The organism is Streptomyces sp. CB03238, assembly GCF_002099185.1.
Classification (GTDB): Bacteria; Actinomycetota; Actinomycetes; order Streptomycetales; family Streptomycetaceae; genus Streptomyces.
The window spans coordinates 21100-42323 of sequence record NZ_NBCN01000005.1; the positions used below are offsets into that span (position 1 = coordinate 21100).

The following is a 21224-nucleotide window of genomic DNA, read 5'->3' on the forward strand; positions in this document are numbered from 1 at the left end:
CATGCTCGCGCCTCGACTGCGACGGCGCGACCGGGTGCGCGGCCCTGGCCCGCCTCATCACGATCCTCCCATGACCTGCTACTGGACCGGTCGACCGGTCCAGTAGTCGGACTCGCGAGGTGTCAGGTCCGGTGCGCGCCGCACCTTCCCGGCGAAGCGGTTCTATCCGGCGGCGAGGGCCCGCTCCCCGGCGGCCCGCATCACGGCCAGCGGTGCCGGCGTCCGGCCGGTCATCTGTTCCACCTGGAGGACGGCCTGGTGGACGAGCAGGTCGAGCCCGCCCACGACCGCCCCGCCGCGCGCCGACCAGGCGGCCGCCAGGGCGGTCGGCCACGGGTCGTACAGCACGTCGAAGAGGGTGCCCGGCCGGTCGGGGGCCGCGCCGGCGAGCGCGTCGGTCGTCCCGGCGGGCGTCGTGGCGACGACCAGCGGCGCCCGCAGCCCCTCGGCCGCGTCCGCCCAGTCGGCGGTGCGCACCTGGACGCCGAGCCGCTCGCCCCAGCCGCGCATCTCGGCGGCGCGGGCCTCGCTGCGTACGTACGCGGTGACGGGCCCCGCGCAGATGTGGGACAGCGCGGCGAGCGCGGAGGAGGCGGTGGCGCCCGCGCCCAGGACGGCGGCGGTCTCGACCTTCTCCACGCCCCGCTCCCGCAGCGCGGCAATCATGCCGGGGATGTCGGTGTTGTCGCCGACGCGGCGGCCGTCCTCGGTGAAGACGACCGTGTTGACGGCCTCGACGGAGGCGGCCGTGTCGGTGATCTCGTCGAGCAGCGGGATGACGGCCCGCTTGAGCGGCATGGTCAGCGACAGTCCGGCCCAGGACGCGTCGAGCCTCTCCAGGAACCCCGGCAGCCGGGCCTCGTCCACCTCGTACCGGTCGTACGACCAGTCGGTGAGGCCGAGCTCCGCGTAGGCGGCCCGGTGCAGCACCGGGGAGAGGGAGTGGGCGATCGGCGACCCGAGCACGGCGGCCTTGCGGGCGCCGGACCCGGGGGCGTCAGTCGCTGCCCTGGTTGTCATTGAACTTGTCCTTCAGTTTCAGGAATTCGTCGTGGGTCTTGGCGAATTCCGTCTTGTTCATTCCGTCGGTCGCGACGAAGTACATCCAGCCGTCGCTCGTCGGTTTCAGGGCCGCTTCCAGGGCCACATGGCCCGGGTTGCCGATCGGTCCCGGCGGGAGGCCCTTCTGGGTGTACGTGTTGTACGGGTCCTGGTTGCTGTTGATCTCGGATTCGCTGATGTCGATGTTGCTCTGGCCCTTGAGGTAATTGAAGGCCGAGTCGAACTGGAGCAGCTGGTTGGTCTCCGTGTTGGTGGGCTTGAGGCGGTTGTAGACGACCTCGCCCATCTTGCGGAAGTCGTCGGGGGTCTTGCCCTCGGCGTTCACCAGGCTCGCGACGGTGAGCAGCTCCCAAGGACCCTTCAGGTCCAGGGACTTGGCCTTGCCTTCGAGGTCGAGCTTCTCGTACTCCGCGTTGGCCCGGGTGACCATGTCCTTCAGGATGTCTTCGGGCTTCGCGTTCTTGGAGAGCGGATAGGTCGCCGGGTAGAGGAAACCTTCGAGCGGGTCCTTGAGATCGGGGTGACCGGTCGCCCAGGCGGGCAGACCGAGATTCTTCGCATTGGCCTTGGCCACCGCCTCGGTGGCGCCCGGCTTCAGTTTGAGTTTCTTGTCGATCTGCTCGTAGACGTACGCGTTCCGCTTGCCCTCGGGAATAGTGAGGTTGTTGCGGCTGGCCGGGCTGAGCATGGCCTTGATGGCATTGGCCGCCGACATCTGCTTCTTGAGGACGTAGACGCCGTCCTGAATGGCTTTGCCGTCGGGGTTGTCCTGGAGGGCCGAGACGAAGGCCTCGGCGCTCTTCACCACGCCGGCCTGGGCAAGGATGGAGCCGATCTCGCCGCCGCCGGCGCCCTTGGGGATCGTGACCTCTGTCGTCTCGGCGATGCCCGCGCCCTCGAAGTCGGGGGCGGGGCCGAACTGCCCCTGCCAGAACTGATAGCCGAAGTAGCCGACGCCTCCGGCGCCGCCCGCAAGGACGAGGGCGACGACCAGGCAGGCGAGGCCGTTGCGGCTCTTTTTCTTCTTCTGTTTGCCGCCCCGGCGGCTGCGGCCCCCGCCGCGCCTGGAGCCGGCCGCCTCGTCGTCGCAGCCGTCGTCCCCGTCGTCGTCCGTGGCGCCCCCCGCGCCGCCCGCGCCGTCCGCGCCGTCCGAGAAGAACGGGTGGCTCTCCTGCTCCGGCTCCCGCTCCTGACGCGCCGGCTCCGGCTGGGGCTCGGGCCGCCGCTGGCCCGGGGGCTGCGGCGGCGGGTACGCCTCGGGGGTGCCGTACAGGTCGGGGGCCTGGTTGCCGTACGGGTCGGCCGGGGCCGGCGCCCCGTAGGGCATCGCCGCTTGCTGACCGGTGTCCCAGCCGCCCGTGTCGTACGGCTGCCCCGCATAGGTCTGCTGGGCGTAGTGCTGCTGGACGTGGTAGTCCTGCGCGGCCTGGTACTGCTCGTCGCCATACCCCTGCTGCGGCTGCTGCTGGTACGGGTCCTGCTGGTTCCCGTACTGCGTCTGCTGGTAGTAGGCCTGCTGACCTTCCCACCCCTGGTCCCGGTGCGCCGGGTCCTCGGGGTGCCACGGTTCGGAGCCGGGGCTCCGGCCATACTCAGTCATCGATCCCCAAACAGCCGCGAGGCGTCCGGACGATCCGCCTCTACGTAGCGCGACGCCTGTTCGAACACCGCCGCGTAGCGGGGAACGTTACCGTATCGCGATCAGATGACCACTTCGACGCTCTCTCCGGGCGGATTACCCGATACCCGTTCGGACTCAAGAGCGTTCTGAAGGATGATCGCAGCGGCTGCCTGATCGATGACAGACCGGCCCTTTCTGGACTTCACGCCCGAGGCGCGCAGCCCCTGACTGGCCGTCACTGTGGTCATCCTCTCGTCCACGAGCCGTACGGGGACGGGGGCGACGCCCCGGGCGAGCTCCTGGGCGAAGGCGCGGACCTTGACCGCGGCCGGGCCCTCGCCCCCGCTGAGGGAGCGAGGGAGCCCGACCACGATCTCGATCGGTTCGTACTCCTCGGCGATCTGCTTCAACCGCCGGTGGGCGGCCGGGACATCACGTCCCGGCACGGTCTCCACCGGTGTGGCGAGGACCCCGTCGGGGTCGCACGAGGCGACCCCGATCCGGGCGTCCCCGACGTCGATCGCGAGCCGGCGGCCCCGTCTCATCAGACGGTGTCCGCGACGAGCCGCTCGACGGCGGCGATGGCCTCACCGATGGCCTCGGGGTTCTGGCCGCCGCCCTGGGCGACGTCCGGCTTGCCGCCACCGCCGCCGCCGAGGGTCTTGGCGGCCGTACGGACCAGCTCGCCGGCCTTCAGGCCCCGCTCGCGGGCGGCCTCGTTGGTGGCGATCACCGTCAGCGGACGGCCGTTGGCCGTGGTGAACAGGGCGACGACGGCCGGGCGGTCACCCGGGATGCGGCCGCGCACGTCGAGGACCAGCTTGCGCAGGTCGTCGGCGGAGGTGCCGTCGGGGACCTGGCCGGTCACCAGGGCCACACCGCGTACGTCCTGGGCGCCCTGGGCCAGACCGGCGGCGGCCTGGAGCACCTTCTCGGCGCGGAACTTCTCGATCTCCTTCTCGGCGTCCTTCAGCTTGCCGAGCATGGCGGAGATCTTGTCCGGCAGCTCCTCGCTGCGGCCCTTGACCAGCTCCTGGAGCTGGGCGACGACCGTGTGCTCCTTGGCCAGGAAGTTGTACGCGTCGACGCCGACGAGGGCCTCGATACGGCGCACACCGGAGCCGATCGACGACTCGCCGAGCAGCTTCACCAGGCCCAGCTGGGCGGTGTTGTGGACGTGCGTACCGCCGCACAGCTCCTTGGAGAAGTCGCCGATGGTGACGACACGGACCTTCTCGCCGTACTTCTCGCCGAACTCGGCGATGGCGCCCTGCCGCTTGGCCTCGTCGATCGGCATCACCTCGGCGTGCACGTCCAGTTCGCGGGCGAGCACCTCGTTGATCTTCTGCTCGACGTCGGTGAGGACCGTGCCGGGTACGGCGGCCGGCGAGCCGAAGTCGAAGCGGAAGCGGCCCGGGGCGTTCTCCGAACCGGCCTGGGCGGCCGTCGGGCCGAGCGCGTCGCGCAGCGCCTGGTGGGTGAGGTGCGTGGCGCTGTGGGCGCGGGCGATGGCGCGGCGGCGCTTGACGTCGATCGTGGCGTACGCCGTGGAGCCGACCGTCACCTCGCCGACCTGGACCGAGCCCTTGTGCACGGAGACGCCGGGCACCGGCTGCTGGACGTCGCGGACCTGGATGACGGCACCGCTGTGCAGCCGGATGCGGCCGCTGTCGGCCTGCTGGCCACCGCCCTCGGCGTAGAACGGCGTGCGGTCGAGGACGACCTCGACGTCGTCGCCCTCGGTGGCGGCGGGCGAGGGGACACCGTTGACGATCAGGCCGACGACGGTCGTCTCGCCCTCGGTGTTGGTGTAGCCGGTGAACTCGGTGGAACCGGAGGTGTCGGCGATCTCGCGGTAGGCGGAGACGTCGGCGTGGCCGGTCTTCTTGGCCCGGGCGTCGGCCTTGGCGCGGTCCCGCTGCTCCTTCATCAGGCGGCGGAAGCCGTCCTCGTCCACGGACAGGCCCTGCTCGGCGGCCATCTCCAGGGTGAGGTCGATCGGGAAGCCCCAGGTGTCGTGGAGCAGGAACGCCTTGTCGCCGGAGAGCACCGTGCCGCCGGCGGCCTTGGTCTCGGTGACGGCCGTGTCGAGGATGTTGGTGCCGCCCTTGAGGGCCTTGAGGAAGGCGGCCTCCTCGGCGAGGGCGACCGTCTCGATGCGCTTGCGGTCGGTCTCCAGCTCCGGGTACTGCTCGCCCATCGTCTTGATGACCGTGTCGACGAGCTCGCCGACGACCGGGCCCGAGGCGCCCAGCATGCGCATGTTGCGGATGGCGCGGCGCATGATGCGGCGCAGCACATAGCCGCGGCCCTCGTTGCCGGGGGTGACGCCGTCGCCGATGAGCATCACGGACGTACGCATGTGGTCGGCGACCACACGGAGGGAGACGTCGCTCGCGTGGGCCTGGCCGTAGCGCACACCGGTCAGCTCGGTGGCCTTGTCGATGACGACCTTCAGGGTGTCGGTCTCGTACATGTTCTGTACGCCCTGGAGGATCATCGCCAGGCGTTCCAGACCGAGGCCCGTGTCGATGTTCTTGCTCGGCAGGTCACCGAGGATCTCGAAGTCCTCCTTGCCGGTGCCCTGGCCGCGCTCGTACTGCATGAAGACCAGGTTCCAGATCTCCACGTACCGCTCGTCGTTGACGGCCGGGCCGCCCTCGACGCCGAACTCGGGGCCGCGGTCGTAGTTGATCTCCGAGCAGGGTCCGCAGGGGCCGGGGACGCCCATGGACCAGAAGTTGTCCTTCTTGCCCAGGCGCTGAATGCGCTCGGCCGGGACGCCGACCACGTCGCGCCAGATCTGCTCGGCCTCGTCGTCGTCCTGGTAGACCGTGATCCAGAGCTTCTCGGGCTCCAGGCCGTAGCCGCCGTGCTCGACGGAGCCGGTCAGCAGCTCCCAGGCGAGCTTGATGGCGCCTTCCTTGAAGTAGTCGCCGAAGGAGAAGTTGCCGCACATCTGGAAGAACGTGCCGTGGCGGGTGGTCTTGCCGACCTCTTCGATGTCCGGCGTGCGCACGCACTTCTGGACGCTGGAGGCGCGCTTGTACGGCGGCTTCTCCTCGCCGAGGAAGTAGGGCTTGAACGGCACCATGCCGGCGTTGACCAGCAGCAGAGTCGGGTCGTCCGCGATGAGCGACGCCGAAGGGACGACGGTGTGCCCGCGCTCCTCGAAGAAGCTCAGCCAGCGGCGGCGGATTTCAGCCGACTCCATCAGTGGTCCTCATTCCGGTTGTACGAGTGGTTGTTGGGGTGCGGGGGGCGGGGCGCCCCGCCGTCCAGGGCGGCCGCCCGGCGCGGCGCCGGGAGCGCGGGGTCGTCGACCGGTGCCTCCAGGCCCAGGGCCTCGCCCAGTTCGGCCTCGCGCTGGAGCATGCCCGCCCGGACGTCGAGCGCGAACTCCTTGAGCCGGTGGCCGGTCTCGACCGCCTTGTCGGCGGCCTGGGCGGCGAGGCTCTCGGGGGTCAGCTGCTTGAGCTTGCGGTTGACCTTGGTGGTGGCCCACACGCCGGCTGCGGCGCCCGCGGTGAACCAGAAAGCACGGCGGAACATCCCTTGCGTCAGCCCTTCCGCTTCCGGCCCCTGGCTCCCGGCACCGTACGGCCGACGATCACCGTACGCCGGGGCTGCTCGGCCGGCCTGTCGTTCTTGTTCCGGCTCATCGCCCGGCGTACGCCGTAGCCGAACGCCGCGACCTTGACGAGCGGGCCGCCGAAGGTGGAGGCGACCGTCGTGGAGAGCGCGGAGGCGTTGGACGTGACTTCCTGGACGTCCGACGCGATGGCGTCGACCCGGTCGAGCTGTGTCTGCGCGGAGCGCACGGTCGCGGACGCGTCGGCCAGCAGCGGGACCGCCTGCTCGGTCACCTCGGCCACGAGCCGGGTGGTCGCCCTGAGCGTCTGGGCCAGCCTCACCAGCACCACGGCCAGGAAGGAGACCAGGATCGCCCAGAAGACGGCGACCAGAATCCCGGCAACCTCTCCACCGGTCACTGCGCACCGCTCTCTGCTCGTCGGTCGTGTGTCGTCGTATGTCGAACGCCTTGAAAAATCGTCCTCCGAGCCTATCGCGCCGACGCTCGCTCCCCGTACCGCATTACGCCCTCGCCCACCGGAGCTTGAACACCGCCCTGACGGCCGCCCGGTGCGGGTCGGTGGCGCGGTGCGGCTCGGTGCCCTGCCGGGGGGATGGGGCCCCTCCGGGCTCGCCTCCTCGAGGCCGGCGGCCTTGGGTACGTCGGAAGGGAAGCCGTTGCGGAGCCGCCAACCTCTGCGGGGGCGACCCTGCACGGCCCCACCCCGGTCGTACGCCGGGTGCGGGCCGGTTCGCCGACCGGGGCCCGGGGCGGTGCCCCGATAACGCGGAAGCCCGCCGGCTCCCTGCCCGGGAGGGCGGGGAACGGCGGGCTGGAAGCCGCGTGAGGGCTACGCCAGGGTCAGCGGGCGTAGTACTCGACGACCAGCTGCTCGTCGCAGATGACCGGGATTTCCTTGCGGTTCGGCTCGCGGTCGAGGCGGAAGGCCAGGGCCTTCAGGTTGACCTGCAGGTAGCGGGGGGTCTCGCCGTCGGGGGCGAAGCCGCCCTCACGCGCGACCTGGAACAGGGTCTTGGCGCGGCTGCGCTCGCGGACCATCACGACGTCGTCGGGACGGACGCGGAACGACGGCTTGTCGACCTTGCCACCGTTGACCTCGATGTGGCCGTGGACGACCATCTGGCGGGCCTGGTAGATGGTGCGGGCGATGCCCGAACGCAGGACCAGGGCGTCGAGGCGGCGCTCGAGCTCGACGACCAGCGCCTCGCCCGTCTTGCCCTCGGCCTTCTTGGCGCGGTCGTAGGCACGCGCCATCTGGCGCTCGCTGATGTCGTACTGCGCACGCAGACGCTGCTTCTCGAGCAGACGGACCTTGTAGTCCGAGTTCTGCTTGCGGCCACGGCCGTGCTCGCCCGGCGGGTAGGGGCGGGCCTCGAAGTACTTGACGGCCTTCGGCGTCAGCGCGATACCGAGCGCGCGAGACTTCTTGACCTTGGGACGCGACTGGTTAGGCACGTTCTCCAGACCTCCGATATAGGTTAGGTTAGGCTTACCTTAATCAAGGAGATCGCATGTCGAGCCCTGGGAACACCACGCGCATCACAGACAGCAGCACAAAGAGCGACGCTCCGGCTTCGCAGAGCATCGATGTGACGGAGGTCCGATCAGCTCATGGTCAGCCGCGTCCCAGCGGGCTTGAAACCGCCCGGATGCCGTCAGCAGCCGAGCGCACACGAACTCTCGTACAGAGTACATGCTCCGCGGTCCTCATCATCCCGGGGGCGGACGAGGCCCGTCCGGACGAGCTGATGCCGGAGGCCCGGACCGTGGGAACGGACGGCGCGGTGTTCCTGCTGTTCCCGGCCGACGCCCCGCCCGTGCGGGCCGCCACGCACGCCCAGGACGACGAGCTGCCCGTGGTGCTTGAGCTCACCGATGTGGCCCCTGTTGCCGTGCCGCACCGCATCCGCGGGCGGGCGTGGGTCTCCGGGTGGCTGACGTGCGCTCCTGGTGTCGCCGAGCCCGGGTCCATGATGCTGCGGCTGGAGGTCGGCGAGGCGTACCTCGACGACCTGTGGGGTGATGCCACGGTCGGCCCCGAGGACTTCGCCGAGGCCGTGCCGGACCCTCTCACTGCGTACGAGACCGAACTGCTGCAGCACCTCGCCGCCGTGCACGACGACCATGTGCAGGGGCTGAGCGGCCTGCTCGGGCACCGCGCCGACGTACGGCGTGTGGTGCCGCTGGCGCTGGACCGGTTCGGGCTGCGGGTGCGCTGCCGGGACGCGGCGGGGTGTTCGTTCGACGCGCGCTTCGACTTCCCGGAGCCGGTGGGGGACATCCACGGGCTGCGGCGCGCGATGCGCGCGCTCTTCGAGGCGGCCGGCGGCTGACTAGCCGGCCTCGCCGCCGCGCAGCCGCTCGCGCACCTTCTCGACCACGTCCGCGTACCGCGCCTCCGCGCCGTAGCGCGTGGGCTCGTAGTAGCGCCTGCCGTGGATCTCGTCCGGGGCGTACTGCTGGGCGGCGATACCGCCCGGGACGTCGTGCGGGTACACATATCCCTGGGCGTGGCCCAGCTTGGCCGCGCCCTTGTAGTGCCCGTCGCGGAGATGGGGAGGAACAGGGCCTGCGAGGCCGTTCCGTATGTCCGCCTGGGCGGCTGCGATCGCCGTGGTCGCGGCGTTGGACTTGGGCGCCAGTGCGAGCGCGATGGTGGCGTGGCTGAGGGTGAGGGCCGCCTCCGGGAAGCCGATCATGGCCACTGCCTGGGCGGCCGCGACGGCGAGGGGCAGTGCCGTCGGGTCCGCGAGGCCGATGTCCTCGCTGGCAGAGATCATCAGGCGGCGGGCGATGAAGCGGGGGTCCTCGCCGGCCTCGATCATCCGGGCCAGGTAGTGCAGGGCGGCGTCGACGTCGGAGCCGCGGATCGACTTGATCAGCGCGCTGGCGACGTCGTAGTGCTGGTCGCCGTCCCGGTCGTACTTCACGGCCGCCCGGTCGACCGTCTCCTCCAGTGTGGCGAGGGTGATCTCCGGCTCGTTCTTGGCGAGGGCCGCGCCGGCCGCCGCCTCCAGGGCGGTGAGCGCCCGGCGGGCGTCGCCGCCGGCGATCCGGAGGAGGTGGGCTTCGGCGTCGTCCGGGAGGGTGACCGCGCCGTTCAGACCGCGCTCGTCGACCAGCGCCCGCTTCAGCAGCCCGCGGATGTCGTCGTCGGTGAGCGGCTCCAGGGTGAGCAGGAGCGAGCGGGAGAGCAGGGGGGAGATCACCGAGAAGTAGGGGTTCTCGGTGGTGGCGGCGATGAGGGTGACCCAGCGGTTCTCCACGGCGGGCAGGAGGGAGTCCTGCTGGGCCTTGCTGAAGCGGTGGATCTCGTCGAGGAAGAGGACCGTCTCCTTGCCGAAGCCACCGGCCGCGCGGCGCGCGCCGTCGATGACCGCGCGGACCTCCTTGACGCCCGCGGTGATCGCGGACAGCTCCACGAAGCGCTTGTTGGTCGCCTTGGAGACGACGTACGCCAGTGTCGTCTTGCCCGTGCCGGGCGGGCCCCACAGGATCACGGACGAGGCGCCGGCCGGGCCGCCCGCGCCTTCACCGACCAGTCGGCGCAGCGGTGAGCCGGGCTTGAGCAGGTGCTGCTGGCCGACGACTTCGTCCAGGGTGCGCGGACGCATCCGTACCGCCAGGGGACTGCTGGACGGGTCCTTTTCCTGGCGTTCTTCGGCTGCGGCGGTAAAGAGGTCGGGCTCCACATCGTGAAGCCTATGTCAGCCCACTGACAGTCCCGGCGGTGCCGGTCAGCCGGTCCAGAAATCCCACCAGCGGGTCAGGATGAGCATCCCGATGATCCCGATGTGCAGGACGGGGAGTACCCAGGTGAACTCGTCGAGGAAGCCGCGGACCGGGCGGGGGGCGGGCAGCAGGCCGTTGCGTACGTTGTGCGAGGTGACGTACCAGAACATGACGATCGTCGCGACCCAGGCCAGGGAGCACCACAGGCAGAGTGCGTTGATCGTGTAGAGCGACTGGTACATGAGCCACATGCAGAAGCCCACGCCGAAGAGCGTGCCCGCGTTCAGCCCCAGCCAGTACCAGCGGCGGTAGCGCGCGCCCGCGAGGAGGGCCACGCCGATGGCGATCACCATGCCGTACGTGACCAGGCCGAGCATCGGGTTGGGGAACCCGAGGGCGGAGGCCTGTTCGCTCTTCATGATGTTGCCGCACGAGACGATGGGGTTCAGGCTGCAGCCCGGCGTGAAGTTCGGGTCCTCCAGCAGCTTGAACTTGTCGAGCGTGATCACCCACGCCGCGAGCAGCCCTGCCGCGCCGGTGACCACCAGCATCCACGCGAACGCCCGGCTGCTGCCGACCGTCGTCGCGCCATGGTCGGAGGACACGTCGTCAACCGCTGCAGTCGTCATGTGGGCCGTTCCATCACTCGGTCGGTGCGTGAGGCAGTGGTCATTCTGCCGCATGGGGGCCGCTGTCCGCCGTTCGGTGGACATAAGGACACCCCGGCCGGGGCCGGGGTGTCCGGAGGGTCACGCGAGGCGCGAGCTCAGCTTCTCAACGATCCCGTCGAGCGCGACCGGCTCCTGCTCACCGGACTCCATGTCCTTGAGCTGGGCCACGCCCTCGGCCAGGTCCCGCTCGCCCAGGACGAGCGCGTACCGCGCTCCGCTGCGGTTGGCGGCCTTCATGGAGGCCTTCAGGCCCTTGCCCCCGTACGCGAAGTCCGTCGCGACGCCCGCCTTGCGCAGCTCGGTGACCACGCCGAACAGGCGGCGCCGGGCCTCCTCGCCGATCGGTACCGCGAAGACGCTGGTGGTGGCCGGCAGGTCGAGCGTGACGCCCTCGGCCTCCAGGGCCAGGACCGTGCGGTCCACGCCCAGCGCCCAGCCCACCGACGGCAGGGCGGGGCCGCCGATCATCTCGGACAGGCCGTCGTAGCGGCCGCCGCCGCCCACCGCGGACTGCGAGCCGAGGCCGTCGTGGACGAACTCGAAGGTGGTGCGGGTGTAGTAGTCCAGGCCGCGCACCAGCTTCTCGTCGTCCTCGAAGACCACCCCGGCCGCGGTCAGCAGCTCGCGCACCTCGGAGTGGTACGCCTTGCAGGCGTCGCACAGGTGGTCGCGCAGCAGCGGTGCGCCGACCAGCTGCTTCTGGACGTCGGCGCGCTTGTCGTCAAGGACCCGCAGCGGGTTGATGTCGACGCGGCGGCGGGTGTCCTCGTCCAGGTCGAGGCCGCGCAGGAAGCCCTGGAGGGCCTCGCGGTAGAGGGGGCGGCACTCCTTGTCGCCCAGCGAGTTCAGCAGGATGCGGAAGTCGCGCAGGCCGAGGGAGCGGTAGGCCTGGTCGGCCAGGATGATCAGCTCGGCATCCAGCGCGGGGTCCTCGGCGCCGATCGCCTCGGCGCCGACCTGCGAGAAGTGGCGGTAGCGGCCCTTCTGCGGGCGCTCGTAGCGGTAGTACGAGCCCGAGTACCAGAGCTTGACGGGGAGGTTGCCCGCCTTGTGGAGGTTGGCCTCCAGCGCCGCGCGCAGCACGGACGCGGTGCCCTCGGGGCGCAGGGCGAGCCTGTCGCCGCCCTTGGTCTCGAAGGCGTACATCTCCTTGGTGACGATGTCGGTGGACTCGCCGACACCGCGGGCGAACAGCTCGACGTTCTCGAAGCCGGGGGTCTCGACGTAGCCGTAGCCGGAGTTCTTCAGCGGCGCGGAGATCGCCTCGCGGACGGCGAGGTACGTCGCGGAACTCGGCGGAAGCAGGTCGTACGTGCCCTTGGGGGCCTGGAAGGTACTCACGGGACTTCTCTCGTCACATTCCTCGTCGGGGGGCGGGAGCCGCTCCCTGGCCGCTCGCCACCTCGCGGAGGTACGGGTTGGTGGCGCGCTCGCGGCCGATGGTCGTCTGGGGGCCGTGGCCGGACAGGACCACGGTCGAGTCGTCGAGCGGCAGGCACACGCGGGCCAGCGATTCGAGCATCTCGGCCATGTCACCGCCCGGCAGGTCGGTGCGTCCGATGGAGCCGGCGAAGAGCAGGTCGCCCGAGAAGAACACCGGCGGGATGTCCGCGGCCTCGGGCATGCTGAAGGTCACCGACCCCTTGGTATGGCCGGGCGCGTGCGACACGGTCAGCTCCAGGCCCGCGAGGCTCAGCTTCGCCCCGTCGGTCAGCTCGTGGACGTCGTCCGGCTCGCCCACGGTCAGCTCGCCCATGAGCGGCATGCCGATGGAGCGGCCGAGGGCCTTCTCCGGGTCGCTCATCATGTACCGGTCGGCGGGGTGGATCCACGCCGGTACGTCATGGGCACCACAGACCGGGACGACGGAGGCGACGTGGTCGAGGTGGCCATGGGTCAGGACGACGGCCACGGGCTTGAGCCGATGCTTCTTGAGCGTCTCCTCGACACCCTGGGTGGCCTGGTGGCCCGGGTCGATGATCACGCACTCCTCGCCTGCGGCGGGGGCGACCAGGTAGCAGTTGGTCCCCCAGGCCCCGGCGGGGAACCCGGCAATGAGCACGATCGTCCTTAAAGAGTCGTCCGGCACGCGTCGTCCGGCGGAGGAATGCAGCAGATCAGAGCCTACCGGCGCTGCTCATTCCACAGCCAACCCGTATACGGTACGGGCACACTCGGCCAGGACAGGAACAGACGACCGACAAGGAGAAGACCCGGTGGTCACCAGCGATCAGCGGCGGCGCCAGCTCGCCCGGGAGAAGTTCGAGCGACAGCAGAGGCGTCGTGAGGAGGCCCGTAAGAAGGCCAAGCGCCGCAACACGATCATCATCGCCTCGGTGGCCGTGGCGCTGGTGCTGGGAGCCGGGGCGTACACGAACTTCCGCACCGAGTCCGCCGCGGACGCGAAGAAGCCCATCGAGTTCCCCTCGGCGTCGCCGGGCGCCGACTCCTCGCCGGAGCCGAAGGCGGACGAGCCGAAGATGGCCATCGACGCCAAGGCGAAGTACACGATGGCACTGACCACCAACCACGGGGCCGTCTCGATCGCGATGGACGCCGCGAAGACGCCCCGTACGGTGAACTCGTTCAAGCACCTCGCCGACAAGAAGTACTTCGACAACACCAAGTGCCACCGCCTCACCACACAGGGCATCTTCGTGCTGCAGTGCGGCGACCCGAAGGGCGACGGCACCGGCGGCCCGGGCTACACCATCCCTGACGAGAACCTGGGAGCGCTGGGCAAGGCGGGTGCGGACGGTGCGGTGACGTATCCGGCCGGGACGGTGGCGATGGCGAACACCGGGCAGCCCGGCACCGGCGGCAGCCAGTTCTTCCTCGTCTACAAGGACACCAAGCTGCCCCCGCAGTACACGCCCTTCGGCACGATGGACGCGGCCGGTCTGAAGGTCGTCCAGGACGTGGCCAAGGGCGGGGTCGCGGGCGGTACCCAGGACGGTGCGCCCAAGAAGGCCGTCACCATGGAGAAGGCCACCGTCAGCAAGGCGTGAACCGCGGAATTCGGTCGCGCTGAGTGCGGACAGCCGGGCGGCCGGTCGCCTAGATTGGCGTTGTGCAGCGCGAACTCGACTGTCGCGTTGTGGAGGGCGGGCGAGGCCCGTCAGGGAACTGTGGACGATGCCCGGGGGCCGACCGCCCTCGTCGGCATCATGTGGAGGAGGCGCTGTGAGCAGCGACCCGTGGGGCCGCGTCGACGAGACGGGCACCGTGTACGTGCGTACAGCCGACGGCGAGAAGGTCGTCGGATCGTGGCAGGCCGGATCTCCCGAGGAGGCACTGGCCTACTTCGAGCGCAAGTACGAGGGCTTGGTTGTCGAGATCGGCCTCCTCGAGAAGCGGGTGAAGACCACCGACCTGTCGGCCAAGGACGCCATGGCCGCGATCGACCACATCCGTCATCAGGTGGACGAGCACCACGCCGTGGGCGACCTCGACGCGCTGCGCAAGCGGCTCGACAAGCTGGTCGAGACGGTGGAGGCGCGGCGCGAGGAGCGCAAGGCCCAGAAGGCCAAGCAGACCGACGAGGCGCGGCACGCCAAGGAGGCGCTGGTCAAGGAAGCCGAGGAGCTGGCCCAGAGCGAGCAGTGGCGGGCCGCGGGCGAGCGGCTGCGGGCGCTGGTGGACACCTGGAAGGGCCTGCCGCGGCTCGACCGGAAGTCCGACGACGAGCTGTGGCACCGCTTCTCGCACGCCCGGTCGGCGTTCTCCAAGCGTCGCAAGGCGCACTTCGCGTCGCTGGACGCGCAGCGCGAGGAGGCCCGCAAGGTCAAGGAGAAGCTGGTCGCGGAGGCCGAGGCGCTGTCCGGCTCCACGGACTGGGGCGCGACGGCGGCCCGGTACCGCGAGCTGATGGCGGAGTGGAAGGCGGCGGGCCGGGCCCAGCGCGAGCACGAGGACGACCTGTGGAACCGTTTCCGTGGCGCCCAGGACGTCTTCTTCGCGGCGCGCAGCGAGGTCTTCGCGGAGCGTGACGCCGAGCAGGCGGAGAACCTCAAGCTGAAGGAGGAGCTCGCCGGCGAGGCCGAGAAGCTGCTCCCGGTGAAGGACCTCAAGGCGGCCCGCGCGGCCTTCCGGACCATCAACGAGCGGTGGGAGGCGATCGGGCACGTACCGCGCGACGCCCGTCCCAAGGTCGAGGGCCGGATGCACACCGTGGAGCGGGCGATCCAGGAGGCCGAGGAGGCCGAGTGGCGTCGTACGAACCCGGAGGCACGCGCGCGTGCGGCGGGTCTGACGGGCCAGCTCCAGGACGCGGTCGACAAGCTGCAGAAGCAGATCGACGCGGCCCGTGCGGCGGGCAACGACGCCAAGGCGGACAAGCTGGCGCGTGAGCTGGAGGGCCGGCAGGCGCTGCTGGACCAGGCGCTGAAGGGCCTGCAGGAGTTCGGCGGCTGATGCGCACGACATGAGAAGGGCCTCCCCCCGCGGGGAGGCCCTTCTCGCTGTCGTCCGGTTACGGCCTGCGCGCCGAGGTCACGCGGTACACGTCGTACACGCCCTCCACGCCCCGTACCGCCTTCAGGACGTGCCCCAGGTGCTTGGGGTCGCCCATCTCGAAGGTGAAGCGGGAGGTGGCCACCCGGTCGCGGGAGGTCTGGACGGCCGCCGACAGGATGTTGACGTGCTGGTCGGACAGGACGCGGGTGACGTCCGACAGGAGCCGGGAGCGGTCCAGGGCCTCGACCTGGATGGCGACCAGGAAGACCGAGGACTGGGTGGGCGCCCATTCGACGTCGAGGATCCGCTCGGGCTGCTGCGAGAGCGAGTCGACGTTGACGCAGTCGGCGCGGTGAACCGATACGCCGCTGCCGCGGGTGACGAAGCCGATGATCGGGTCGCCCGGCACCGGCGTACAGCAGCGGGCGAGCTTGACCCAGACGTCCTCGACGCCCTTGACGACCACGCCCGGGTCGGCCTTGGTGCGGCGCTTGCCGCGGCCGCGCGACGGCGGGGCCGACTCGGCGATGTCCTCGCTGGCGGCCTCCTCGCCACCGAGGGCCTGCACCAGCTTCTGGACGACGCCCTGGGCGGCGACATGGCCCTCGCCGATCGCCGCGTACAGCGACGAGATGTCGGGGTAGCGCATCTCGTGCGCGAGCGTGACCAGGGAGTCGCCGGTGAGGATGCGCTGGATCGGCAGGTTCTGCTTGCGCATGGCGCGCGCGATGGAGTCCTTGCCCTGCTCGATCGCCTCGTCGCGGCGCTCCTTGGAGAACCAGGCGCGGATCTTGTTCCGGGCGCGCGGCGACTTGACGAAGCCGAGCCAGTCGCGGGACGGGCCCGCGCCTGCGGCCTTGGAGGTGAAGACCTCCACCAGGTCGCCGTTGTCGAGGGTCGACTCGAGCGGTACGAGCCGCCCGTTGACCCGCGCTCCTATGGTGCGGTGGCCGACCTCGGTGTGGACGGCGTACGCGAAGTCCACCGGGGTGGCGCCCGCGGGCAGCGCTATGACGTCACCCTTCGGGGTGAAGACGAAGACCTCGTTGCGGGACAGGTCGAAGCGCAGCGACTCCAGGAACTCGCTGGGGTCCTCGGTCTCCTTCTGCCAGTCCAGCAGCTGGCGCAGCCACGCCATGTCGTTGATGTGGTCGTCCTTGCCGGCCTTCTTCGGTACGTCGGTGCGCACCTTGGAGGCGCCGGCGACGGCCTCCTGCTTGTACTTCCAGTGCGCGGCGATGCCGTACTCGGCGCGGCGGTGCATGTCGAAGGTGCGGATCTGCAGCTCGACGGGCTTGCCGTTGGGTCCGATGACCGTCGTGTGGAGCGACTGGTACATGTTGAACTTCGGCATCGCGATGTAGTCCTTGAACCGGCCGGGGACCGGGTTCCATCGCGCGTGGACGGTGCCGAGGGCGGCGTAGCAGTCGCGGACCGTGTCGACGAGGACACGGATGCCGACCAGGTCGTAGATCTCCGCGAAGTCACGGCCGCGGACGATCATCTTCTGGTAGACGCTGTAGTAGTGCTTGGGCCGGCCGGTGACGGTGGCCTTGATGCGGGCGGCCCGCAGGTCGGCCTGGACCTCGTCGGTCACTATGGCGAGGTACTCGTCCCGCTTGGGGGCGCGCTCGGCGACGAGGCGGACGATCTCGTCGTACATCTTGGGGTAGAGGATCGCGAAGGCGAGGTCCTCCAGCTCCCACTTGATGGTGTTCATGCCCAGGCGGTGGGCGAGCGGCGCGTAGATCTCGAGGGTCTCGCGGGCCTTCTTCTCCTGCTTCTCCCGCTTGAGGTAGCGCATGGTGCGCATGTTGTGCAGGCGGTCGGCGAGCTTGATGACCAGGACGCGGGGGTCCTTGGCCATGGCGACGACCATCTTGCGGACGGTCTCGGCCTGCGCCGCCTCGCCGAACTTGACCTTGTCGAGCTTGGTGACGCCGTCGACGAGGAGCGCGACCTGGTCACCGAAGTCCTTGCGCAGCTGCTCCAGGCCGTACTCGGTGTCCTCCACGGTGTCGTGGAGGAGGCCCGCCATCAGCGTCGCCGGGTCCATGCCCAGCTCGGCGAGGATGGTGGTGACGGCGAGCGGGTGCGTGATGTACGGGTCGCCGCTCTTGCGCTTCTGGCCGCGGTGCCAGCGCTCGGCGACCTGGTAGGCCTGCTCGATCTGGCGGAGCGTCGACGTCTCGATCTTCGGGTCGTTGCCGCGGACTATGCGCAGCAGGGGCTCCAGGACCGGGTTGTACGGCGACGAGCGCTGCACGCCGAGGCGCGCGAGGCGGGCGCGCACGCGGTTGGAGGAGCCGCCGGAGCGGGCGACGGCGGGCGGCGTGGGCTTCGGGGCCGAGACGGGGGCGGCGCCCTGTGCGCGTTGGGGCGCCGTGGGGCCGGATGTGTTCCGCGCGGCCTTGTCGGGGGGCGTGGCTGTGGGCGCCGCGGCCTTGTCGGCCTGCTGGTCGGGCTTCGCGGCGGAGAGTGGCTGGGCCTCGTCTGGCAAGAGCGCTCCTCGTGCGGGTCCGGGTCCCCCGGTCAGGCCCGGAATCCCATGGTACTGACCTCGCGCCGACCGCTCGCCCCCGGACGGGCACGTGACGCCGCGGAGCCGGACACCGGAACCGGACACCGGACACCGGACACCGGACACCGGACAACGCGAAACGGGCACCCGGTGTTCCGGGTACCCGTTCCTGTGCCGTATGCACGCTGGTCAGAGCGTGATCAGCGCCTCCAGCGGAGCGCCGGCCAGGTTCGGCTCCAGGCGGGCGCGGCCGCCCAGGAAGCCGAGCTCCATGAGCACGGCGACGCCCGCGACCTCGGCGCCGGCCCGCCGGATCAGCTCCAGCGAGGCCTCGGCGGTGCCACCGGTGGCGAGGACGTCGTCGATGACCATGACGCGGTCGCCGGGGAGCAGGTCCTCGGCGTGCACCTCGATCTCGGCGGTGCCGTACTCCAGCTCGTACGCCTGCGACAGTGTCGCGCCGGGCAGCTTGCCCGCCTTGCGGACGGGGATGAAGCCCAGCTTCGCGGTGACGGCGACCGGGGCGGCGAGGATGAACCCGCGCGCCTCCAGGCCGACGATCTTCGTCGCCCCGTGCCGTACGCACATCTCGGCCAGCGCCTCGGTCAGGGCGGCGAACGCCTCCGGGTCCGCGAGCAGCGGCGTGATGTCCTTGAACGTCACCCCGGGGATGGGGTGGTCCGCGACGTCCCGGATGCGGCTGAGCAGCAGCTCCTGCGTGGTGACGGTCATCGGCGCTTGCCCCGCCCGCGCGTGGGCTGGCGCCGCTGGCCGACCACCGCACCGGCGGGTGCGGCGTCCTGCGGCTCGTCGTCCTGAGGCTCGGCGGCCTCGGGGGCCGCGGCGTCCGCGGACTCGCCCTTCTGGGCGGCCTGGGCGCGCTTGGCCAGGACGCGCTTCTTCAGCGCCTTCATCTGCGGGTCGCGTTCCTTGAGGTCGGCGACGAGCGGCGTGGCGATGAAGATCGACGAGTACGCACCGGCCGCGAGGCCCACGAACAGCGACAGCGAGATGTCGTTGAGCATGCCCGCGCCGAGGACACCGCCACCGATGAACAGCAGGCCGGCCACCGGCAGCAGCGCCACGACCGTGGTGTTGATGGAGCGGACCAGGGTGCTGTTGAGGCTCCGGTTGGCGATCTCGCTGTACGTCCAGCGGGTCTGCTTGGTGATGTCCCGCGACGCCTCCTTAAGACCGTCGAAGACGACGACGGTGTCGTAGAGGGAGTAACCGAGGATGGTCAGCAGACCGATCACCGTGCCCGGGGTGACCTCGAAGCCCACCAGGGCGTAGATGCCGACGGTGATGGTGAGGTCGTGGATCAGGGCGATCAGTGCGGCGACGGCCATGCGCCACTCGAAGGCGATCGCCAGGTACACCACGACGAGGACCATGAAGACGCCGAGGCCCATCCAGGCCTTGTTGGCGATCTGCTCGCCCCAGCTGGGGCCGACGACATCGACGTTCAGGTCGTTCTTGGCGACCCCGAGCTCGGAGGACAGCTCCGACTTGATCTTGGCGGACTCAGCGGTGGTGACATCGCTGATCTGGATGCGGAGGCCACCGCTGCCGAGTTCCTGGACGATCGGGATGTGGCCGGAGATCTCCTCGGCGGTGCCCCGTGCCTCCTCGGTGGACACCGAGAGCTTGGGCGTGGTGACGACGACGCCGCCCTTGAACTCGATGCCCATGTTGAGGCCCTGCACCATCAGTCCGGCGATGGCCGTGATGGTGATCAGGATGGAGACGCCGTACCAGAGCATCCGCTTGCCGACGAAGTCGTACCCGACCTCACCGCGGTACAGGCGAGCGCCCATGCTGCCGAGTCGTGACATCTCACGCCTCCTTCGGTTCGGTGGTGGCGGAGACGCGCCGCGAGCGGCGCAGCGGGGGCTTGGCTCCGAGCCGCTTGGGGTCGAGGCCCGACCACGGGTGTCCACTGCTGAAGAACTTGGTGCGGGCCATCAGCGTCATCAACGGCTTGGTGAAGAAGAACACCACGACGACGTCCAGGAGGGTCGTCAGACCCAGCGTGAAAGCGAAGCCCTGCACCTTGCCGACGGTCACGATGAACAGCACGGCCGCGGCGAGGAACGACACGAAGTCGGACACCAGGATCGTGCGCCGGGCGCGCGGCCAGCCGCGTTCCACGGCGGGACGCAGCGTGCGGCCCTCGCGGATCTCGTCCCGGACCCGTTCGAAGTACACGATGAACGAGTCCGCGGTGATACCGATGGCCACGATGGCGCCGCAGACGGCCGGCAGGTTCAGCGCGAAGCCGATGGCCGGGCCGAGCAGCGACATCAGCGCGTAGGTGAGGGCCGCCGAGACCAGGAGGCTGAGGAGCGCGATGATCGACAGGCCCCGGTAGTAGACCACCAGGTAGATCACGACCAGGGCGAGACCGATGGCGCCCGCGATCAGACCGGCCTGCAGCTGCTCGCCGCCGAGCGCGGCGGTGACCGTGGTGACGCTCTCCTTCTCGAACGAGAGCGGCAGCGCGCCGTACGACAGGACGTTGGCCAGCTCGGTCGCCGACTGCTGGTCGAAGCTGCCGGAGATCTCGGCGCTTCCGCCACCGATGGCGCTGCTGACGGACGGAGCGGAGACGACCTGCCCGTCCAGCGAGATCGCGAACTGGTTCTGCGGCTGGACCTGGCTCGCCAGCTTGCCCGTGGTCGCCGCGAACTTCTTGGTGCCCGCGTCGGTGAAGCCGAGCTGGACGATCCACCGGCCGCGCTGCGGGTCGAAGACGCCCTGGGCCTCGTCGACGTCCGTTCCGGCGACCTCGGCCGGGCCGAGGATGTACTTGGCGTCGCCCTCGCTGCCGCAGGCGACGGTGGGCTTGGCCGGGTCGGAGTTGCGGGCCGGGTTGGGCACCTGCTTGGTCTTCTTGTCCGGCGTGCAGTCCAGGGCGGTGAACTGCTTCTCGAGCGCGGCGACGGCGGCCGTACCGGAGGCGGAGGGCTGCGGGGCCGGCGTGGTGGCCGGCTTGTCGGTCGCGGTCGGCTTCGGGGTCGGGGCCTTCTTCAGGGAGTCCGTGACGGCACGGCCCTGGGTGGTGGCGCTCGCCTTGGGGCTGGGCGGTGTCGAGGCCTTGCCGCTGGGCGTGGCGCTCGGCGAGCCGCTGGCGGAGGGCTCGGGCAGCGGAGCGCTGCCGGCGACAGCCAGGACGGGGCGGAAGTACAGCTCGGCGGTGGTGCCGACCTGGTTCTCGGCCGCTTCGGAATCAGTCGCCCGGGGGATGTTGACGATGATGTGCCGGTTGCCCTGCTGCTGGACCTCGGACTCCGAGACACCCAGACCATTGACACGGCGCTCGATGATGCCGATCGCGGTCTGCATGTTGGTGTTGTTGATGGAGTCCGGCTTGCCGGGCTGGTTCTCGGCCCTGAGCGTGATGCTCGTACCGCCGGCGAGGTCGATGCCCAGGCGCGGGGTGGTGTCGCCGGACCAGAACATCCCGCCGACCAGGGCACCGATGGCGATCAGGATCACTGCCAGGGCGCGCCCCGGCTTGCCCTGCCCCCCCGTCGCCGGCCCTCGGCCCTTCTTGGGTGCTGCCAC

18 protein-coding genes are annotated in these 21224 nt (G+C 70.3%); 3 read left to right on the forward strand and 15 right to left on the reverse strand.

What is annotated here, in order from left to right; genetic code table 11:
* Positions 1–162: 162 nt before the first annotated feature.
* From BKD26_RS09595 to rpsD, 7 genes are all read right to left on the reverse strand, one after another.
* Entirely contained in the window at positions 163–1020 is an 858-nt protein-coding gene (locus BKD26_RS09595) for a shikimate dehydrogenase (protein WP_084897427.1), read from the reverse strand.
* Positions 998–2662, reverse strand: a complete 1665-nt coding sequence (mltG, locus tag BKD26_RS09600) for an endolytic transglycosylase MltG (RefSeq protein ID WP_084897428.1) — start codon at positions 2660–2662, stop codon at positions 998–1000. The genes BKD26_RS09595 and mltG overlap by 23 nt, the downstream gene beginning before the upstream one ends.
* 101 nt (positions 2663–2763) lie before the next feature.
* Positions 2764–3228, reverse strand: a complete 465-nt coding sequence (gene ruvX, locus BKD26_RS09605; RefSeq protein ID WP_084897429.1) for a Holliday junction resolvase RuvX — start codon at positions 3226–3228, stop codon at positions 2764–2766.
* A complete protein-coding gene (gene alaS, locus BKD26_RS09610) occupies positions 3228–5897 on the reverse strand; it encodes an alanine--tRNA ligase (protein WP_084897430.1) in 2670 nt (889 codons plus the stop codon). Before alaS ends, ruvX begins: the two co-directional genes overlap by 1 nt.
* The gene (locus BKD26_RS09615) at positions 5897–6235 is read right to left on the reverse strand and encodes a DUF6167 family protein (RefSeq protein ID WP_073758086.1); all 339 of its coding nucleotides are present in this window, start codon (positions 6233–6235) and stop codon (positions 5897–5899) included. Before BKD26_RS09615 ends, alaS begins: the two co-directional genes overlap by 1 nt.
* 8 nt (positions 6236–6243) lie before the next feature.
* Positions 6244–6675: a DUF948 domain-containing protein gene (locus BKD26_RS09620; protein ID WP_064068038.1), complete on the reverse strand. Its 432-nt coding sequence runs from the start codon at positions 6673–6675 to the stop codon at positions 6244–6246.
* 443 nt (positions 6676–7118) lie between these two features.
* Positions 7119–7733 carry a 30S ribosomal protein S4 gene (gene rpsD, locus BKD26_RS09625; RefSeq protein ID WP_084897431.1) on the reverse strand — a complete coding sequence of 205 codons (615 nt, stop codon included), beginning with the start codon at positions 7731–7733 and terminating at the stop codon, positions 7119–7121.
* A 194-nt stretch (positions 7734–7927) separates the two neighbouring features.
* Here rpsD and BKD26_RS09630 point away from each other — a divergent pair, with 194 nt between their 5' ends.
* Complete coding sequence (locus BKD26_RS09630; RefSeq protein WP_084897432.1) at positions 7928–8611, forward strand: DUF2470 domain-containing protein; 684 nt, start codon at positions 7928–7930, stop codon at positions 8609–8611.
* Here the strand turns inward: BKD26_RS09630 and BKD26_RS09635 are convergent, their stop codons facing one another.
* The 4 genes from BKD26_RS09635 to BKD26_RS09650 all read right to left on the reverse strand — a co-directional run bounded on the left by BKD26_RS09635 (position 8612) and on the right by BKD26_RS09650 (position 12743).
* Entirely contained in the window at positions 8612–9970 is a 1359-nt protein-coding gene (locus BKD26_RS09635; protein WP_084897433.1) for a replication-associated recombination protein A, read from the reverse strand. It abuts the gene before it with no gap.
* A gap of 45 nt (positions 9971–10015) precedes the next feature.
* Positions 10016–10639 carry a vitamin K epoxide reductase family protein gene (locus tag BKD26_RS09640; protein WP_084897434.1) on the reverse strand — a complete coding sequence of 208 codons (624 nt, stop codon included), beginning with the start codon at positions 10637–10639 and terminating at the stop codon, positions 10016–10018.
* Between the two features lie 120 nt (positions 10640–10759).
* On the reverse strand, positions 10760–12022 hold the full coding sequence (gene hisS / locus BKD26_RS09645; protein WP_084897435.1) for a histidine--tRNA ligase: 1263 nt from the start codon (positions 12020–12022) through the stop codon (positions 10760–10762).
* A gap of 13 nt (positions 12023–12035) precedes the next feature.
* Positions 12036–12743 carry an MBL fold metallo-hydrolase gene (locus BKD26_RS09650; RefSeq protein WP_084897436.1) on the reverse strand — a complete coding sequence of 236 codons (708 nt, stop codon included), beginning with the start codon at positions 12741–12743 and terminating at the stop codon, positions 12036–12038.
* Between the two features lie 154 nt (positions 12744–12897).
* Between BKD26_RS09650 and BKD26_RS09655 the strand changes: the two genes are divergently transcribed.
* Together BKD26_RS09655 and BKD26_RS09660 are read left to right on the forward strand one after the other, a co-directional pair.
* Positions 12898–13689, forward strand: coding sequence for a peptidylprolyl isomerase (locus BKD26_RS09655; protein WP_084897437.1), 792 nt, complete (start codon positions 12898–12900; stop codon positions 13687–13689).
* Positions 13690–13864: 175 nt separating this feature from the next.
* Entirely contained in the window at positions 13865–15094 is a 1230-nt protein-coding gene (locus BKD26_RS09660) for a DUF349 domain-containing protein (RefSeq protein ID WP_084897438.1), read from the forward strand.
* Positions 15095–15152: 58 nt separating this feature from the next.
* Here BKD26_RS09660 and BKD26_RS09665 read toward each other — a convergent pair whose 3' ends face one another.
* The 4 genes from BKD26_RS09665 to secD all read right to left on the reverse strand — a co-directional run bounded on the left by BKD26_RS09665 (position 15153) and on the right by secD (position 21224).
* Entirely contained in the window at positions 15153–17636 is a 2484-nt protein-coding gene (locus BKD26_RS09665) for a bifunctional (p)ppGpp synthetase/guanosine-3',5'-bis(diphosphate) 3'-pyrophosphohydrolase (RefSeq protein ID WP_084897439.1), read from the reverse strand.
* A gap of 210 nt (positions 17637–17846) precedes the next feature.
* Complete coding sequence (locus BKD26_RS09670; RefSeq protein WP_084897440.1) at positions 17847–18389, reverse strand: adenine phosphoribosyltransferase; 543 nt, start codon at positions 18387–18389, stop codon at positions 17847–17849.
* Complete coding sequence (gene secF, locus BKD26_RS09675) at positions 18386–19492, reverse strand: protein translocase subunit SecF (RefSeq protein ID WP_084897441.1); 1107 nt, start codon at positions 19490–19492, stop codon at positions 18386–18388. Before secF ends, BKD26_RS09670 begins: the two co-directional genes overlap by 4 nt.
* Before the next feature lies 1 nt (position 19493).
* Positions 19494–21224 carry a protein translocase subunit SecD gene (gene secD, locus BKD26_RS09680; RefSeq protein WP_179166488.1) on the reverse strand — a complete coding sequence of 577 codons (1731 nt, stop codon included), beginning with the start codon at positions 21222–21224 and terminating at the stop codon, positions 19494–19496.

Bases quoted from the DNA above. Each gene is read 5' to 3' on its own strand.
- BKD26_RS09595 (WP_084897427.1), bottom strand. From the start codon at position 1,020: ATGACAACCAGGGCAGCGACTGACGCCCCCGGGTCCGGCGCCCGCAAG.
- alaS (WP_084897430.1), bottom strand. From the start codon at position 5,897: ATGGAGTCGGCTGAAATCCGCCGCCGCTGGCTGAGCTTCTTCGAGGAG.
- BKD26_RS09670 (WP_084897440.1), bottom strand. From the start codon at position 18,389: ATGACCGTCACCACGCAGGAGCTGCTGCTCAGCCGCATCCGGGACGTC.
- mltG (WP_084897428.1), bottom strand. From the start codon at position 2,662: ATGACTGAGTATGGCCGGAGCCCCGGCTCCGAACCGTGGCACCCCGAG.
- BKD26_RS09615 (WP_073758086.1), bottom strand. From the start codon at position 6,235: ATGTTCCGCCGTGCTTTCTGGTTCACCGCGGGCGCCGCAGCCGGCGTG.
- secF (WP_084897441.1), bottom strand. From the start codon at position 19,492: ATGTCACGACTCGGCAGCATGGGCGCTCGCCTGTACCGCGGTGAGGTC.
- ruvX (WP_084897429.1), bottom strand. From the start codon at position 3,228: ATGAGACGGGGCCGCCGGCTCGCGATCGACGTCGGGGACGCCCGGATC.
- BKD26_RS09640 (WP_084897434.1), bottom strand. From the start codon at position 10,639: ATGACGACTGCAGCGGTTGACGACGTGTCCTCCGACCATGGCGCGACG.
- BKD26_RS09630 (WP_084897432.1), top strand. From the start codon at position 7,928: ATGCCGTCAGCAGCCGAGCGCACACGAACTCTCGTACAGAGTACATGC.